General features: G+C 67.7%; 15 protein-coding genes. 9 read left to right on the top strand and 6 right to left on the bottom strand.

All coding sequences use genetic code 11. The features are described 5' to 3' along the window. Nucleotides 1-7: 7 nt before the first annotated feature. From rpmH to ACSVDM_RS20075, 9 genes are all read left to right on the top strand, one after another. Nucleotides 8-151, top strand: coding sequence for a 50S ribosomal protein L34 (gene rpmH / locus ACSVDM_RS20115; protein WP_071932098.1), 144 nt, complete (start codon nt 8-10; stop codon nt 149-151). A gap of 22 nt (nt 152-173) precedes the next feature. Continuing rightward, complete coding sequence (rnpA, locus tag ACSVDM_RS20110; protein ID WP_439266989.1) at nt 174-590, top strand: ribonuclease P protein component; 417 nt, start codon at nt 174-176, stop codon at nt 588-590. Then, a complete protein-coding gene (gene yidD, locus ACSVDM_RS20105) occupies nt 590-889 on the top strand; it encodes a membrane protein insertion efficiency factor YidD (RefSeq protein ID WP_067495118.1) in 300 nt (99 codons plus the stop codon). Before rnpA ends, yidD begins: the two co-directional genes overlap by 1 nt. A 4-nt stretch (nt 890-893) precedes the next feature. Continuing rightward, nucleotides 894-1,970: a membrane protein insertase YidC gene (gene yidC / locus ACSVDM_RS20100; protein WP_439266987.1), complete on the top strand. Its 1,077-nt coding sequence runs from the start codon at nt 894-896 to the stop codon at nt 1,968-1,970. Between the two features lie 26 nt (nt 1,971-1,996). Next, on the top strand, nt 1,997-2,530 hold the full coding sequence (locus ACSVDM_RS20095; protein ID WP_439266985.1) for a protein jag: 534 nt from the start codon (nt 1,997-1,999) through the stop codon (nt 2,528-2,530). A gap of 93 nt (nt 2,531-2,623) precedes the next feature. Further along, on the top strand, nt 2,624-3,370 hold the full coding sequence (gene rsmG / locus ACSVDM_RS20090) for a 16S rRNA (guanine(527)-N(7))-methyltransferase RsmG (RefSeq protein WP_356984759.1): 747 nt from the start codon (nt 2,624-2,626) through the stop codon (nt 3,368-3,370). A 534-nt stretch (nt 3,371-3,904) separates the two neighbouring features. Further along, nucleotides 3,905-4,900 carry a ParA family protein gene (locus ACSVDM_RS20085; RefSeq protein ID WP_439266983.1) on the top strand — a complete coding sequence of 332 codons (996 nt, stop codon included), beginning with the start codon at nt 3,905-3,907 and terminating at the stop codon, nt 4,898-4,900. A gap of 37 nt (nt 4,901-4,937) precedes the next feature. After that, complete coding sequence (locus tag ACSVDM_RS20080; protein WP_067644027.1) at nt 4,938-5,966, top strand: ParB/RepB/Spo0J family partition protein; 1,029 nt, start codon at nt 4,938-4,940, stop codon at nt 5,964-5,966. 106 nt (nt 5,967-6,072) lie between these two features. Beyond that, a complete protein-coding gene (locus tag ACSVDM_RS20075; RefSeq protein WP_067495097.1) occupies nt 6,073-6,798 on the top strand; it encodes a hypothetical protein in 726 nt (241 codons plus the stop codon). A gap of 57 nt (nt 6,799-6,855) precedes the next feature. On the opposite strand, the gene ACSVDM_RS20070 is transcribed toward ACSVDM_RS20075, so the two are convergent. The 6 genes from ACSVDM_RS20070 to ACSVDM_RS20045 form a co-directional block, all read right to left on the bottom strand. Further along, complete coding sequence (locus tag ACSVDM_RS20070; protein ID WP_067644024.1) at nt 6,856-8,043, bottom strand: N-acetylmuramoyl-L-alanine amidase; 1,188 nt, start codon at nt 8,041-8,043, stop codon at nt 6,856-6,858. A gap of 134 nt (nt 8,044-8,177) precedes the next feature. Next, nucleotides 8,178-8,510, bottom strand: coding sequence for a thioredoxin (gene trxA, locus ACSVDM_RS20065; protein WP_067495091.1), 333 nt, complete (start codon nt 8,508-8,510; stop codon nt 8,178-8,180). A 31-nt stretch (nt 8,511-8,541) separates the two neighbouring features. Next, nucleotides 8,542-9,528 (bottom strand): thioredoxin-disulfide reductase, encoded by a 987-nt coding sequence (gene trxB / locus ACSVDM_RS20060; RefSeq protein WP_439266980.1) that lies wholly within the window; start codon nt 9,526-9,528, stop codon nt 8,542-8,544. Nucleotides 9,529-9,740: 212 nt separating this feature from the next. Next, nucleotides 9,741-10,544, bottom strand: coding sequence for a hypothetical protein (locus tag ACSVDM_RS20055; RefSeq protein WP_439266978.1), 804 nt, complete (start codon nt 10,542-10,544; stop codon nt 9,741-9,743). 96 nt (nt 10,545-10,640) lie between these two features. Next, a complete protein-coding gene (sigM, locus tag ACSVDM_RS20050) occupies nt 10,641-11,198 on the bottom strand; it encodes an RNA polymerase sigma factor SigM (RefSeq protein ID WP_439267056.1) in 558 nt (185 codons plus the stop codon). A gap of 329 nt (nt 11,199-11,527) precedes the next feature. Further along, a complete protein-coding gene (locus tag ACSVDM_RS20045) occupies nt 11,528-15,256 on the bottom strand; it encodes a murein biosynthesis integral membrane protein MurJ (RefSeq protein ID WP_439267054.1) in 3,729 nt (1,242 codons plus the stop codon). Between the last annotated feature and the right edge of the window lie 788 nt (nt 15,257-16,044).

Below are 16,044 nucleotides of genomic sequence, written 5' to 3'. Positions count from 1 at the left end.
GTTGACCGTGGCCAAGGGCAAGCGGACGTTCCAGCCGAACAACCGTCGTCGGGCGCGCGTGCACGGCTTCCGCCTCCGGATGCGGACCCGTGCGGGCCGCGCCATCGTTTCGGCGCGTCGCCGTAAGGGCCGCTCCGAACTGACTGCCTGATCGCGCGTAGTCGGACGCTCGGGTGTTGCCTGAGCCGTATCGGTTGCACCACCGTGCTGATTTCTCCCGCACGGTGCGCCGCGGTCAGCGAATCGGGAGGCGAGATCTCGTCGTACACGCGTTCACGCACACGTACGACGATGTCGCCGACGGCGATTCCCTGGTCCGCGTAGGCGGTCCTCGGTTCGGGCTGATTGTCAGCAAGGCGGTGGGTAACGCGGTGGTTCGCCACCGGGTGGCCCGCCGCCTGCGTCATATGTGCGCCCAGGTGATCGATGAACTGCCCGCCGATACCGATGTCGTGATCCGGGCCCTGCCCGGTGCGGCCACCGCCGACTCCGTCGAGTTGCTGCGCCAGCTGCGCGCCGGCCTCCGCAAGCTCGGCTTGCAGCGGGTCCCGGCGGCCGCGCTCGGTCGCACCCCGGCCGGTGAACGGTGATGCGCACGCTCGCTCGGTTACCCGCGAACGCGCTGATCTTCCTGATCGAGCTCTACCGCACTTATGTCTCCCCCACCCGGATGCCGATCTGCCGCTTCACCCCCACGTGCAGTGAGTACGCGGTGACCGCCCTGCGGACCCGCGGGCTGGTCGTCGGATCGGTACTGACGGTCGTTCGCCTGGCCAAATGCGCGCCCTGGCACCCTGGGGGGTGGGATCCCGTGCCGGAGCGCGGGTCGAATGCTTTCACCAAGTCATCGCCCGCGCTGATCGGCGATACGAACGACGGGAGTACCTAGAGCCGTGCTCGACATCATCTACTGGCCGGTATCCGCCATCCTATGGTTCTGGCACAAAGCCTTCGGCTTCGTGTTCGGCCCCGACAGCGGGCTCACCTGGAGCCTCGCCGTGGTGTTCCTGGTCTTCACCCTGCGGCTGGTGCTGTACAAGCCGTTCGTGAAGCAGGTCCGCACCACGCGGCAGATGCAGGAGCTGCAGCCCCAGATCAAGGAGCTGCAGAAGAAGTACAAGAACGACCGCGAGACCATGGCGCGGGAGATGCAGAAGCTGCAGAAGGAACACGGCTTCAACCCGCTCATGGGCTGTCTGCCGGTGCTGGTGCAGGTGCCGGTGTTCCTTGGTCTGTTCCATGTGCTCCGCTCGTTCAACCGGACCGGTCACGGCTGGGGTCAGCTCGGTTTGACCGCCGAGGAAAACGCCAACATCGGCAACTACATCTTCAGCGCCACCGACGTCCAGTCGTTCCTGAGCGCCCGCATCTTCGGCGCCCCGATCGCGGCGTTCATCACCGCGCCGGTGAGTGAGCTGCAGGCATTCGCGGACTGGGGCGGCACCCCCACCCGCATGAGCATCGCCCTCGTCGCCGTCCCGCTGATGGTGATCGCCGGTGTGGCGACCCACTTCAACGCTCGCGCTTCCGTCGCCCGCCAGACCCCCGAGGCCGCGGCCAACCCGCAGGCCGCCATCATGAACAAGCTGTCGCTGTGGGTCTTCCCGCTCGGCGTGATGGTCGGTGGCCCCTTCCTGATGATCGGCATCCTGCTCTACTGGGTGGCCAACAACATCTGGACCTACGGACAGCAGCACCTGGTGTTCGGCCGGATGGAGAAGGAAGAAGAGGCCAAGAAGCAGAAGAAGCTCGAGCTGCGGGCGCAGAACGCGCCCAAGCCCGGTGCCAAGCCGGTCGACGTCCGCAAGAAGCAGGACGCACCTGCCGACGAGTCGCCCTCGGCGAACGGAACCTCGTCGACCAACGGCACCCCGAAGCAGTCGGCCAAGCAGGGCGGCGGAAAGCGCAAGCCCGGCGGGCAGCAGCGGCCGGGTAACCGTGGCCGCGCGAACCAGAAGCGTAAGCGCTGAGACGCGACCGGATAGAGGGAAATCCAATGACTGTTGAGACCCAGACCGACGGAGGGGACGCCACCGTGTCGACGACTGTGGACGTCGTGAACGACGCCGAGGAGGCGTTGATCGAAGAGGGCGAGATCGCGGGCGACTACCTCGAGCAGCTGCTGGACGTGCTCGACTTCGACGGCGACATCGACCTCGACGTGGAGGGCGACCGCGCGGTCGTGAGCATCGACGGCGGCCGCGACCTGACCAAGCTCGTCGGCCGCAATGGTGAAGTTCTCGACGCGCTTCAGGAACTCACCCGCCTGGCCGTGCAGCAGGCGACCGGCGTCCGTAGCCGCCTGATGCTCGACGTGGCAGGCTGGCGCGCCCAGCGCCGTGCCGATCTGAGCGAGCTGGGCGCGGCCGCCGCCAAGCGGGTGCTCGAGTCGGGCAAGCCCGAGGCGCTGTCGGCGATGACGCCGTTCGAACGCAAGATCGTGCACGACGCCGTTGCCGAGATCGACGGCGTGGCGAGCGAGAGCGAAGGTGTCGAGCCGAATCGTCATGTGGTGGTTGTGCCGGAGTAGGCTCACACCGCCGCGACCACGCAGGAAGTAATAAGGCCTCCGGTCCCGGACCGGGGGCCTTATTCATGCCCCGATCACCACCACTGGAGAAGGATGTTTCACGTGGAACGAGAACTGGGTGCGCTGTCCGCCGAACTGGAACCGCCCGCTGCCGCAGCCCGGCTGTTCGGTGACCGCCTGGACCTCGCCCGCCGCTACTGCGCGGCGCTCGCCACCGCAGGCGTGGAACGCGGGCTCATCGGTCCGCGCGAAGTCCCCCGGCTCTGGGAGCGGCACATCCTCAACTGCGCGGTGGTCGGTGAACTGATCGATGAAGGTGCGTCCGTGGTCGATGTCGGCAGCGGCGCCGGGCTGCCGGGCATCCCGTTGGCCATCGCGCGGCCGGACCTTCGCATCACGCTCGTGGAGCCGCTGCTGCGACGGACGGTGTTCCTGAGCGAGTTCATCGAGGACGCCGGACTCGATGTCACCGTCGTGCGCGGGCGCGCCGAACAGTCGGGCGTCATCAAGGAAGCGGGCGGCGCGGATGTCGTCACCTCGCGCGCGGTCGCCCCGCTCGCCAAACTCGCGCACTGGTCGCTCCCCCTCCTCCGCGACCACGGACGCATGCTCGCGCTAAAAGGAACCAGCGCCGCCGAGGAACTCGAACGCGACGGTGCCGAGCTGATCCGGGACGGCGCGACCGATCTTCGCGTCGTCGGCTGCGGCGCGGGCATCGTCGAGATCCCGACCCTTGTCATCAGCGCCGAACTCCTCCCCCGTGCCGAACGCCCGAACCGTCGTGGTGGACGTAAAGCCGCCGGCGCGGAAAAGAAGACGAGAAAGCGCAACAACTCCTGAATTGCCCTCGCTCGCTTTCTGGCGCGGCTCAAAGAGTTTCGTACCGTGACGAAATGAGCCGAGGGTGGTTGGGTGCAACTGATTCGGCTTGAATTTCGCCGTATCGACTGGGATGGCAAGAGGTGGGTGCAGGAGTGCGGCCCACGTCCATACCTTGACGGCCGCCGTGGATGATCGTCAACGGAGCCGGTTCGTGAACGATGCTCTGTCGCGACCTGGTTCTGAATGCGGAATCCGGTGGGGGCGACGGCGACTGGCTCGTGTGGTGTTTCACGTGGAACGTGATCACACGTTGTTTCCCGTGAAACAAGCGTCGGTGAAGTGAATTCTGTGCCGCGTTGTGCGTGTCCCGTGCGGCGTGCCGCGATTCAGCTTTCCTAACGGTCCCGGTGCTGGCAAGCTATTGAGGGTCGGCGCGAGTGAGTCCATCTCCTCGAATTTCGAGTTCTCCACCGACGCAGTTTGTTTGTGATGACACGGCGCCGACGTTCGTCGGGGATACGTGATCTGAAGTTCTCGGGTTAGGAGCAATCTATGTCGAGCGGTCCGGCGAATGTTTCACGGGAAACAACGTCGCGGGTCCCGGGGATGCTGGACTCCAGCAGCTTCGACGCGGAGACGTTCGGGAATACTCCTTTCGGGCACATCTCCCCCGCCGAGACCCCGATCGCGGCGGAAGCGCAACGCGCCAGCCAGATTCTGCATCCAGGAAAGGTCACTGTGCCGAAACCCCGCGAGCAACGGATCATCACCATCGCCAACCAGAAGGGTGGCGTAGGCAAAACGACAACGACGGTGAATCTTGCCGCCGCACTGGCGCATCAGGGGATGACCGTCCTCGTCGTCGATCTAGACCCGCAGGGCAACGCGAGTACGGCGCTGGGCGTCGCCCACCACTCCGGTGTGCCGTCCAGTTACGAGCTGCTGATCGGTGAGGTGTCGGTGACCGACGCCATCCAGCAGAGCCCGCACAGCGAACGTCTGTTGTGCGTTCCCGCCACGATCGACCTCGCCGGCGCGGAGATCGAGTTGGTCTCGATGGTCGCGCGCGAGGGGCGGTTGAAGACCGCGATTCGCGATGCCGCCGTCGCCGGATACGACATCGACTACGTGCTGATCGACTGCCCGCCCTCGCTCGGTCTGCTCACCGTCAACGCGCTCGTCGCGGCCAAAGAGGTGTTGATCCCGATCCAGTGCGAGTACTACGCGCTGGAAGGCGTCGGTCAGTTGCTGCGCAATATCGGGCTGGTGCAGTCGCATCTCAACCCGGAGCTGCACGTGTCGACGGTTCTGCTCACCATGTACGACGGCCGCACGAAGCTGGCCGACCAGGTCGCGGAGGAAGTGCGCAATCACTTCGGCGACGTGGTGCTCAAGTCGATGATCCCGCGCAGCGTGAAGGTCTCGGAGGCACCGGGCTACGGGATGACCGTGCTCGATTATGATCCAGGCTCCCGTGGCGCGATGAGCTACATGGACGCCGGGCGTGAGCTCGCCGGGCGCGCCGAGGTTGTCCAGGGCGCGTCGTAGTGCTGGTGTGTTGGAACGAGGAAGGGATCGGTAGCCGATGAGTCAGGCGAAAAAGGGCGGTCTCGGTCGCGGGTTGGCGGCGTTGATCCCGACGGGGCCAGCCGTGGCGCCGGGGCTCAGCAGTTCCGCGGCGAGCGTGATCGGTATCAACCCGATCGGCCCGCAACCGGCCGAGGCGTTCCTACATCGCGTTCCCGATGCCGAACCTGCGGAGCCTGAGGAAGATCTGGTCTCCCCCGGCGACGCGGTGTACCGCGAGATTCCCGCGGATCAGATCGAGCCGAACCCGAAGCAACCGCGCTCGGTGTTCGAGGAAGAGGCACTGGCCGAGCTGGTGCACTCGATCCGCGAATTCGGGTTGATGCAGCCGATCGTGGTGCGGCGGCTCGAGCCGGGTGTCGACAAGTTCCAGTTGGTCATGGGCGAGCGCCGGTGGCGCGCGTGCCAAGAAGCGGGCCTGGCCACCATCCCGGCCATCATTCGCGATACCGCCGACAGCTCGATGCTGCGCGACGCGCTGCTGGAGAACATCCATCGCGTGCAGCTGAACCCCCTCGAAGAGGCGGCGGCGTATCAGCAGCTGCTCGAAGAGTTCGATGTCACCCACGAGGAACTGGCCTCGCGTATCGGCCGTTCGCGTCCGGTGGTGACGAACATGATCCGGCTGCTGAAGCTCCCGATTCCGGTGCAGCGTCGGGTGGCCGCCGGTGTGCTGTCGGCCGGCCATGCCCGCGCGCTGCTCGGGTTGGATGCGGGCGCCGAGGCGCAAGAGGCGCTGGCGGAACGGATTGTCGCCGAAGGTTTGTCGGTGCGCTCCACCGAGGAAGCGGTGACGCTGGCCAACCGCAATCCGTCGGAGGTCGCTCCCCCGGCGCCGAAGCGCAAGCCGATCCACATGCCGGGCCTACAGGAAGTCGCCGAACGCCTATCGGGTTCCTACGACACCCGGGTGACGGTGAGCCTCGGCAAGCGCAAGGGCAAGATCGTTGTCGAGTTCGGTTCCGTCGAAGATCTCGAGCGCATTGTGGCGCTGATGGAGCAAGCCAGTCCTGAAACGTCACTGTGACAGGGACTTCCCAGCCTTTCTACATCTCGGAAAGAGGCGGCATTACTGTGGATAGTGATGTGGCGTGAGCGTGGACGAATCGGACAGCTGGAGGCTGAACAGAGCAGTGTCGACCAGCGTCACAGCATTGACCCTCGACGGACTCGATCGGCTTCCGGCGCATACCCGGCGGTGTGTTTTCTGGGAGCTCGATCCGGCCGTGGCCGCCGACTCCCAGTCCTTCAGCGATCCGGTTTTCGAGAAGGAGGCATGGCTCTCGACGGTCATGCTCGAATGGGGATCGTGCGGGCAGGTGGCACAGGTAGACAACAACATCGCCGGGTGCGCGCTGTATTCGCCACCGAGTTCGGTGCCGCGCTCGACCCTGTTCCCCACCTCCCCCGTGAGCCCGGATGCCATCCTGCTGACCACGCTGCAGGCCGAATTCCCCTATGACGAATCCGATGTAGCCCACCGGCTGGTGCAGGCCGTGGTGGCCGATCTGGTGCGTCGCGGTGTGCGGGCGCTCGAGGCCTTCGGCATCCGCAACGGGCCGCCGTCCAGTTCGGTGGCCGATCGCGGACTCGGCTCGTCGATGCGGCTGATGGAACGGATCGCCGCTCCCCTGCGCGACCCGGCCTCGGCTACCCAGTGCACCCCGGAAACCTGCATGATCGACGCGGATTTCCTCGAGGACGTCGGCTTCGAAGTGGTAGCGCAGCATCACCGCTTCCCACGCCTGCGCCTCGAGCTCGACTCCGATCACGGCTGGAAGGAAGACGTCGAGCGCGCTCTCGATCAGCTTCTGGCAGCTGCGGAAATGGCGCCCCCCGCCCGCATCGGCGTGCGCTGACGACAGAGACGAAAGCGGCCCCGCAGATAATCTGCGGGGCCGCTTTCGTTGCGATGGTTACACCAGACCGGAATTCTCCGGCAGCCGGTCTTGCGCCGCCAGTTCCTCGGCGAGCAGCTCGGCGAAGGTGTAGGTGCCGGTGGGCTGGTCGTCCTGGCCGAGCAGGTACAGCCGCTTCACCGAGATGAGGATGGCCTCGGCGATCACGTCCCGCATGCGCGGGTTCGTGAGAATGGAGGCGTCGTATTCGTTGGTGAGGTAGCCCAGGTCCACCTGGACCGTCGGCATCTTGGTGAGGCGCAGCAGATCCCAGGTGCGCTGATGGGTGCGGCAGTCCTGCAGGGACGTGCGGGCAACCACTTCGCGCTGGATGAACCCGGCGAGCACCTGCCCGATCATCGAGACCGAACCGTGCGAATTACCGAAGTAGAAGCCGGCGACGCCCTGCGCCGACGGATTGTCACTCATCGCACAGCGCAACGAGATCATCAGATCGGCGTCGAAAGCGTTGGAGGTCTCGGCGCGTTCGGCATCGGTCGGGTTGGCGCCCCACGGCCGCGACAGGAACGTCTCCATGCCGGTGGCGGCCATCCGGCCCTCGAGCCGCGAGGCCAGATCCCACAGGATCTCCGACTCGTACACGTCACCGAACTCCGTCGGCACGGCGAATCCCTTGTCGGGACCGCCGAATCCGGGGTCGATGACGATGCGCTTACCGGTGAGCTGCGGTCCCGCCCGGTGCACCACCTCTTCCTCGGCGATGCGATGCGGGTTGCCGCCGGTGACGCGCGCGCCGAGCAGGTCGAGCGAGCGCAGTGTGTCGGGACCACAGATGCCGTCGGCCGAGAGACCGATCTCGCGCTGGAAGGCGCTGAGTCCCTCGTGGGTGTGTGGACCGAAGTAGCCGTCGACCCGGTGCACGTAGAAGCCGAGGTCCTGCAGCTTGCGCTGCAGGGTGGCCACGTCGTCGCCGTACAGCGGGGCGGACAGCTGGTAGATCAGTGTGCGGGCACCCAGGCGGTAGGAGGCTTCCTTCAGCGCGCGATACGTGGCCGGGCCGACGATCCCGTCGACGAGCAGACCACGCTGCTGCTGGAACGCGCGAACCGCCGAGTCGAGCGAGCGGTCGAAGACCACATCGGTGTCCTGCCAATCGTGCTGGCGATGCAGGAAACCGAGGCTTGCGAGGGTGCTCCGAACCTCTGCGACGGCCGGTCCTGAATCGCCGTGACGAAGTCGGTGCATGCGTAAGAGCCCTTTCCTTCGGCCGGAGCGTCCGTCGATTGTCTCAGACCCGGGCGGTATTACGGGAATCCCGGGTCCAGGCATCCTACGGCGCGTCGGCCGGTGGGAGGTGTCTTTGTCGGATCGATCGCGGCTCAGATGAGCCCTTCGAGCTCGCGCAGCAGCGCCGCCTTGCCCTTGGCGCCGACGATCTGCTTCACCGGCTTGCCGCCTTGGAACAGGATCATGGTCGGCAGCGACAGGATCTGGTAGTCGCGGGCTGCGCCGGGGTTGGCCTCGGTGTCGAGCTTGGCGATGGTGAGCTTGTCGGCATGGGTGCCCGCGATCTCCTCCAGCACGGGGGCGACCATCTTGCACGGGCCGCACCAGTCGGCCCAGAAGTCGACGAGCACGGGCTTCTCGCTGAGCAGCACGTCGTCGGCGAAGGACTGGTCGGTCACGGTGATGGTGTTGGCACTGTCGGCCATGGGTGTTCTCCTGCCTGGGTGGAACGCGAAATCAGTTGGCGGACACCGCGGCCGGGCCGTCGGCGTTTTCGAGTGTGTTGGCGGTGATGTCGCCCTGCTCGGCGAGCCAGCGCTCGGCATCGATGGCGGCGCGGCAACCGGTGCCCGCGGCGGTGATCGCCTGGCGGTAGGTGTGGTCGACGAGGTCGCCCGCGGCGAACACGCCTGCCACATCGGTGGCGGTGCCCGGATCGGTCACCTGCACATAGCCTTCGCCGTCGAGCGCGACCTGGCCCTTGACCAGTTCGCTGCGCGGATCGTGGCCGATGGCGACGAACAGGCCGGTGGCGGCCAGCTCGGATTCCTCACCGGTCCTGGTGTCGCGCAGGGTCAGGCTGGTGACGCTCTTGTCGCCGTTGACCTTCACGACCTCGGCGTTGAGCCGGAAGTTGATCTTCTCGTTGGCCTTGGCCCGCTCGAGCATGATGCGGGAGGCACGGAACTCCTCGCGGCGGTGCACGATGGTGACGCTCGCGGCGAACTTGGTGAGGAAGGTCGCTTCCTCCATCGCCGAGTCACCGCCGCCGACGACCACGATGTCCTGGCCCTTGAAGAAGAAGCCGTCGCAGGTGGCGCACGCGCTCACGCCGCGGCCGAGCAGTTCCTGCTCACCGGGGACGTGCAGGTAGCGGGCGGCCGAACCCATGGCGAGGATGACGGCGTAGGACTCGAAGGTCTCCTCACCGACAGTGACCTTCTTCACCGGGCCGGACAGGTCGATCGCGTCGACGTCCTCGGTGCGCAGGTCGGCGCCGAAACGCTTGGCCTGCTCGCGCATCTGCTCCATCAGGTCGGGGCCCATGATGCCCTCGCGGAAACCGGGGAAGTTCTCCACCTCGGTGGTGGTCATCAGGGCACCACCGAACTGGGTGCCCTCGAAAACCAAGGGCGCCAACTCGGCGCGGGCGGCATAGACGGCCGCCGTGTAGCCGGCGGGTCCTGAGCCGACGATGATCAGGTCGCGAACTGGCGTGCTCATGGGGCCCTTCCGAAAAGCAATGCTGGGACGTGTGAGTCAACAACAGCCTAAACGGTGTTGTTCCCTGTGTTTATTTGGCGGCTGGCGCCGCGGTTCTCGGCGCTGAACCCCCGCCTCTTCCCTCCCTGCGGGCACTCCTTCGTCGCACCCTTCGGTCAGTCCAGAGGCGGGGACGCGCCGAGAACGGGTGAGTGTGGGGCCGGAAGGGCAGGTCAGCCGATGTCGCGGACGGCTAATCGGCTGGGGGCGCCGGTGGTGCATCCGGTGCCCACGACCAGGGCGGTGATGGTCGGGGTTTGGGGGCCTTTGACGAGGACGAGTACGGCGTCGTCGCCGCGGAAGGTGATGCTCGACGCACCGAGGACGGCACGGTCGATGCCGTTGGCCTGCACGCAGCGGGTGAGGGCGGCCTCGTCGGCGAGGGGGCCGTGCACGTCGCGTTTGCCGAGGGCGGTGAGGGCGGCGGCCGCGGTGAGGTCGTCGCCCGGGGCGGACGGTTCGGTGGGTGGGGCCGCCGTCGGTGTGCCGTCGGTGTTGTCGAGGGTGCCGACGACGGCGCCCGCACCCGCGAGGACGGCGATGGTGGCCGCTGCCGCCGCCAAGAAGCCCATCCTGCGCCGGGATCTGTACTGGGCCAACGAGATCGGTGTGGACTGTGCCGCGGCGGGGGTGGCGATAGCCGGGAGGGACGTGATTCGTTCGGTCGGGCCGTCTTCCGCGTCGAGTTCGGTGATGGCGGGCCCGGAGGTGATTCGTTCGGTCGGGCCCTCGCTCGCATCCAATTCGGCGACGAATCGGAACATGCGGTCGGCCACGTCGTCGGGCATGCGGTGCATGACCACGTCGTTGTCGGCCAGCGTGCGGAGGCGGGCGTTCACCTCGTCGAGATCGTTCAGGTAGCGCAGCGCGTCCGGGTCGGTGCGGACCTTGGGCCACAGTTGCTCGCGGAGTTCCGGTGCGAGATTGTCGGCGTGCAGATCGGCCAGCAGTTCCGACGGGAACGGAGGCTGCGGCACGGATCGAGCCACCTCGCACCTCCCCTGTTCTGTCGATTTTCGGATCGCAGCATGTACATCGCTGACTTGTTCGTCACTGTTAATGACGCATCCGGGCTAGCTCCGGTTCCCTGGATCCCGGAAAAATTCCAAACGTTCTTGCAAACGTACGCGCGCTCGGGCGCATCTGCTCTTGATCGTGCCTTCCGCCACGCCGAGTGCCAAGGCGGTTTCGGCCACACTTCGGCCCTCCATCTCGGTCATCACCAGGGCGAGCCGCTGTTCGTCAGGGAGGGTGAACAGCGCCTCGCTCACCACGAGGTTCAGCTCGTAGTCGGCGTAGGCATCGCGTGGCTCGACCGCCTCGGGCATGGTGTCGGGGGTGACGGAGATGGCGCGGCGGGTCTTGTTGCGCCGGATCCGGTCGAGGCAGGCGTTCACGACGATGGCGTGCAACCAGCTGCGGACCTCGGACTCGGCGCGGAACGTCTCGGCGGTGCGATGGGCGGACAACAAGGCGTCCTGCAGGCAGTCGGCGGCGTCCTCACGGCTGTAGGACGTGCGCAGCGCGGTCTGCCAGAGGTGATCCTTGTGCCTGCGCAGCAGTTCGCTGAAGGCGTGCGGTTCGCCGCGTACGTGCGCGGCGAGGAGTTCCTTGTCGCTGCCGTTCTCCAGGAACGAGCGATCGCGGAACGCCGCCTGGCGCGTTGTCCCCCCGCGTACTTGCTCGTTGACTTCCGGCGACAACACCTGACCCCTTGGACAGCGCTCATTACGGCGACTTCACGTCGGCGAACGAGGCCGATCCATCACCTGACTACAACGCGGCGTCCAGGACCGACGTCGACAGATCCTGGGTAGCTCCCTGCCGAGAGCGCGGGGTGATCATATCGCTGATAACAATTGCGCACCAACCGGACCGCGGTTCGATGAACACTGATGTTCTAGCGCGAAATAGGCATCCACCTGCGCAGATAGCAGGTGGGAAGGACTGCGGCGCGGGTTTACGGCGCGGCGTCGAAGCGGACGTCGGCGACGGCGGTCTGGAACTGTCCGCCCGAATTCGCCAGTCCGGTGATCCATACGAGCACAAAGCGAGCAGCCTGATCGGTCTGCACAGGGACCTCGGTGACCCCATCGCCGAGGCGGGCGGAGCCGATCAGCTGGGTCTGGTCGAGCGTGGGCGTCTCGGTGGGCGAGGTCCGGATCTCGACGGTGCTGCCCGCGCTGGGCGAGGTGATCGAGACATTGGTGAGCTTGGCGGGCGCGGGCAGCGTGGCCAGCAGTCCCACGCCCTTCTTGAGGGCGGGGAACTGCTGGAAGTACTGGTCGGTGCGCCACACCGTTTCCGGGTTCTGGTCGAGCACCGCACTCGACGTGGCGGCGCCGTCGGGGGTGCCCTCCGGGGAGAACACCCTGGCACCGGTGACGGCCACCGGCACACTCGACGGCTGCGCGGGCTGGTCGGCCGTCGGCGCGGCGGCCGCGCTCGGCGGCGCCACACTCGACGTGAGCCCGATGTTGACCTGCTGATCCAGCGGCTTGTCCGACGCGCCGGGCGCGAAGATACTCACCATCCACCAGATCAAGATGCCGACCACCAGCGCGGCGAGCACGCCGAGCCCGACCATGATCCACATCATCCGCTTGGAGCGTTCGCGTTCGGCCGCGAGCAGTTCCGGGTCGGCGAGTGAATCGGGACCGGCCGCGACCGCCCGCTGACCCAGCCGAAGCACGGGGATGAAATCGGTCTTCTGGTCGACGACCGAGGCCTGCTCGAGCACGTGCTGCACGGTGGCAGCGGTGCGCACACCCTTGTTCGACTCCAGCGACCGCACGGCGACGGCCGAGATCTCGAACGGCACCTCGGGCCGGATCTGGCGCGGCTCCACCGGGGTTCCGTCGGGCCCGAAGTCGGCCAGACGCAGCCCGCCGATCGTCGCGGCCGTACCGGTGACACCGCCGACGCGAATCGGCCAGCGCGCGGTGATGAGCGCGTAGAGCATGGCGCCGAGGCCACGCACATCGGACTGGGCGTCGGAATCGCCGAGCGTGCCGGGGAAGGCGAGCACAGCGTCGCCCGAGGCACTGATCCGGATGCGGTCGGGATGGTCGATCGAGAGCGAGCCACCGCCGCGATGGGCCAGTTCGGCCGCCGAGGCGAGCACCCGGATGGCCCGGGCCGCACCGATCGGCGACGGCACCGTCTCGGCCATCTCCCGCAGCGACCGGCCGGGCGTCCACTCCGCGACCACGATGCCGCCGGAACTACCGCGCACCACGTCCAGGACCCTTGCCAGGCCGGGCGAGTTGATGCGGCCGAGGCGCAGCGTGCGCGACAGGATCGCCTGCGGGCCGTCGTGGCCCGCGTTCTCACCCGACTTCTGATCGGCATCGACGAAGGTCAGCGCGACCTCGCGGTCGAGTTTGATGTCGAGGGCCTGCCAGAACTTGAGCCCGCGCGCGCCGCCGTGGCTGGCGAGCAGGCGATACCGGCCGCCCGCGACCGACGCGCCGGGGATCAACTTCGGTCCGCGCTGCGGGCGCTGCACGTCCTGCGGCGGTACGGGGATCGGCAGCATGCCGGTGTCGTGGGTCGGATCGTGCGGCGGCGCGGCACCGCGACGGTCCTCGGTCGGTTCGTTCTTCTCCGGCGACCCGTCTGCCTGCGGGTTCTTGCTGTCGTCGGGCGCGTCGGCGTGTTCGGATCCCGCGGTGTCTGCCCCGTCGGGCCGGACATCGGTGGACCTTCCTCCTGCGGCGCGCGCCGCAGAATCAGCGGCTGGGACGCCGCCCACCGCGTCATCGCTCACCCTCGGTCCTCCTTCGGCCTGATCTCCCGTATCGGTCTGCCGAACAGCGTACGGGAACTGTGCTTGACCGGTGATGTCAACAGCACCGGGCCGGATCACCGGCAACACCATGGTCTGGGTATCCATCGACTGCCCGTACGCCGGGAAGGCGTAGGTGTCGGGCCTGCGCAACACGGTGGTCGCGTAGATGTCCTCGGCCGAGGCGTCCTCGTCGAGCGCGAGTTCCGGCGCGGGCGGGGTGATGCCGAGCTTGCGCGAGACGGCGACGGTGATCGCCACCACCTCGGGGATGCCGACCAGACGCATCAGCCCGAACGCCACCGAGAACAGGACGAGCGCGTCGACGGTGACCCGCAGCAGCGAGGCCGGGCCGCCGGTGACGTTCGCGAGGCCGGTCACGGTGTCGACGATGAGCATCACCGCGCCGCCCGCGATCGAGGCGAGCACTACCCGGGTGATGGTGCGGCCGACATTGGACATGCGCAGATCACCGAGGCTGCGGTGCAGCAGGATCCCGCCGATCACCGCGCCCGCGGTGAAGCTGAGGCCGGTGGCGACGCCGAGGATGATGACCACGTCGTCGCTGTCGCGAGCGAGCACCGGGGCGAGCGCCGAGCAGGCGATCTTCACAGTGGTGATGCCGAGGATGATCCAGGTCGGCGTCCACGCCTGTTCACGGGCGTAGAAGACGCGCAGATGGATCAGCACCAGCGAGTAGGGGATCAGCGTGAAGGCCGACCAGCTCACCGCGCTGCCGAGACGGGCGGCGTCACCGGAGAACCGGGCGTAGCCGTAGAGCGCCTCGCCGATCGCCGGGCCGGCCAAGGTCATGAAGGCCACGATCGGGATCAGCGCGATCATGGTGAGGCGGGTGGCCGCGGACAGATCGTCGACCACGGCGGGCGTGTCGTCGGCGGCGGCGTTGCGGCTCAGCCTCGGCATGATCGCGGTGAGCAGCGTGACGCCGATGACGCCGTAGGGCAGCTGCAGCAGGGCCCAGGCGTTGGCGAAGATCGCCGGACCCGCCTCGTCGGCCGCGGAAGCGATGTTGTTCGCCACCACCAGGCCGACCTGGCTGATCAGCACGTACAGGATGATCGCGGCGGCCATCCTGCCGAACTGCTTGAGGCGAGCGTCGATGCCCCACAGCGGGCGCAGATTGATCCCGTGCCTGCGGATGGCGGGCAGCAGGCTCAGCGCCTGGGTGGCCACACCGGCGGTGATGCCGAGGCCGAGGACCAGCAGTTTCGGGTCGCTCATCCGCACCGGGTCGAGGGTGATCTCACCGGGCGTGAGCGCGTACACCGCCAGCACCACGAGCGCGACGATGTTGTTCATCACCGGTGCCCACGCGCCCGGTTTGAACGCCTGCCTGGTGTTGAGAATGGCCGTGAACAGCGCGGACATGCCGTAGAACAGGATCGCCGGTGCGAGCAGGTAGGTGAGCGCGGTGGTCAGCGACGTGTTGACCTTGCCGTCGGAGTCGACGAGCACGTGGCTGGCCAGGATCGGCGTCGCGGCGAGCGTCAGGACAGTCGCCACGAAAAGCACGGCGAAGGCGGCGGTCACCAATCTTCGGATGAACTCGGCGCCGTTGTCGGCGTCCTCCTGTTCGGCGCGCACCAGCGTCGGCACGACGATCGCCGTGAGCACCGCGCCGAGGACCAACTCGGCAACCATGTTCGGAATCAGGTTCGCCGAGATGAACGCACTGGCGATCGCCGGACCGAGCACGGTGAGCAGCAACAGCTGCTTCGCGAACCCGGTGATCCGGCTGACGAGCGTCGCCACGGCGATCGACCCGGAATCCTTGAGCAGCTTCGCGTTGGCCGACTGTGGATTCGTGTCACGCGGCGCGGGCTTCTCGGTGCGAATCCGCTCCGGGCGCGCGATCACCTGGGTCTGCTCGGCCGCCCGCATCGCGTCACCACCGGGCCGGCTCGATGCCGCGGGCATCCCGGGGAAGCTGTCACGCCCAGGCCCCGGTCGAGCTGCCTCATACCCACGCGGCGGCGGACCGCCCTGCGGACGTCGCCCAGGATCCACCTCGGGACGTGCCTGCCGAGGAATCGCCCCGGATGCCCCCGCGGCCCGCTGCTGCGGAAACTCCCCCGACCTGGGGCCCGGGCGCTGTGGACCACTCGGCCGCTGGGCAGGACCTTGGGGTGCATCATCGCCGGCCCGACGACCGCGCGGTTGCCCACCGCCAGGCTGACCGACTCCAGGTCGTCCGCCGGCGCCGGGCTGTCCGCCGGCGGGCTGTCCGCCGACGCCAGGCTGTCCGCCGCGACTCCCTTGCTCGCCCGCATCGGGGTGCTCGACGCGACCGCGACCGCCCATGACCGAGGGTCCGGCCGGGCCCGCCGAACCGCGCTGCTGACCTGGCCGGTCCCCCGGCTCGACGCCGGTGGGACCAGGTCGCTGACCTGGCGCGGGCGGGAACTCGCCCCGCTGACCGCCGGGCACCGAGCCGAAGCCGCCCGGGCGTCCCTCGAGGCCGGGGCCCGGTGGTCGGAACTCGCCGGGGGGACCCGGTTCGGGGCGTCGCGGCGCACCGGCGCCGGGGACTCGCGGATCAATCGGCGGTGGTTGCGACGACTCGCCATAAGGAGCGGCCGATCGAGGATCGGGCGGCGCGGGTCGCTGCGGCCCGGGGCCACCAGTTCGCTGCTGGCGGGGGAACTCCCCCGAACGCCCGTCTGCCGGAT

Origin of the sequence: Nocardia sp. JW2 (assembly GCF_051843015.1) — a bacterium.
GTDB classification, from domain to species: Bacteria; Actinomycetota; Actinomycetes; order Mycobacteriales; family Mycobacteriaceae; genus Nocardia; species Nocardia coubleae.
Note: the sequence above shows the minus strand (reverse complement) of the source record. Positions and strands in the feature narration are given on the sequence as shown.

What these genes read in the sequence shown, in the direction of transcription:
- yidD (WP_067495118.1), top strand. Translation starts at nt 590, where the DNA reads ATGCGCACGCTCGCTCGGTTACCCGCGAACGCGCTGATCTTCCTGATC.
- ACSVDM_RS20095 (WP_439266985.1), top strand. Translation starts at nt 1,997, where the DNA reads ATGACTGTTGAGACCCAGACCGACGGAGGGGACGCCACCGTGTCGACG.
- rsmG (WP_356984759.1), top strand. Translation starts at nt 2,624, where the DNA reads ATGTTTCACGTGGAACGAGAACTGGGTGCGCTGTCCGCCGAACTGGAA.
- ACSVDM_RS20085 (WP_439266983.1), top strand. Translation starts at nt 3,905, where the DNA reads ATGTCGAGCGGTCCGGCGAATGTTTCACGGGAAACAACGTCGCGGGTC.
- ACSVDM_RS20080 (WP_067644027.1), top strand. Translation starts at nt 4,938, where the DNA reads ATGAGTCAGGCGAAAAAGGGCGGTCTCGGTCGCGGGTTGGCGGCGTTG.
- ACSVDM_RS20070 (WP_067644024.1), bottom strand. Translation starts at nt 8,043, where the DNA reads ATGCACCGACTTCGTCACGGCGATTCAGGACCGGCCGTCGCAGAGGTT.
- trxA (WP_067495091.1), bottom strand. Translation starts at nt 8,510, where the DNA reads ATGGCCGACAGTGCCAACACCATCACCGTGACCGACCAGTCCTTCGCC.
- trxB (WP_439266980.1), bottom strand. Translation starts at nt 9,528, where the DNA reads ATGAGCACGCCAGTTCGCGACCTGATCATCGTCGGCTCAGGACCCGCC.
- ACSVDM_RS20045 (WP_439267054.1), bottom strand. Translation starts at nt 15,256, where the DNA reads ATGCGGGCGGCCGAGCAGACCCAGGTGATCGCGCGCCCGGAGCGGATT.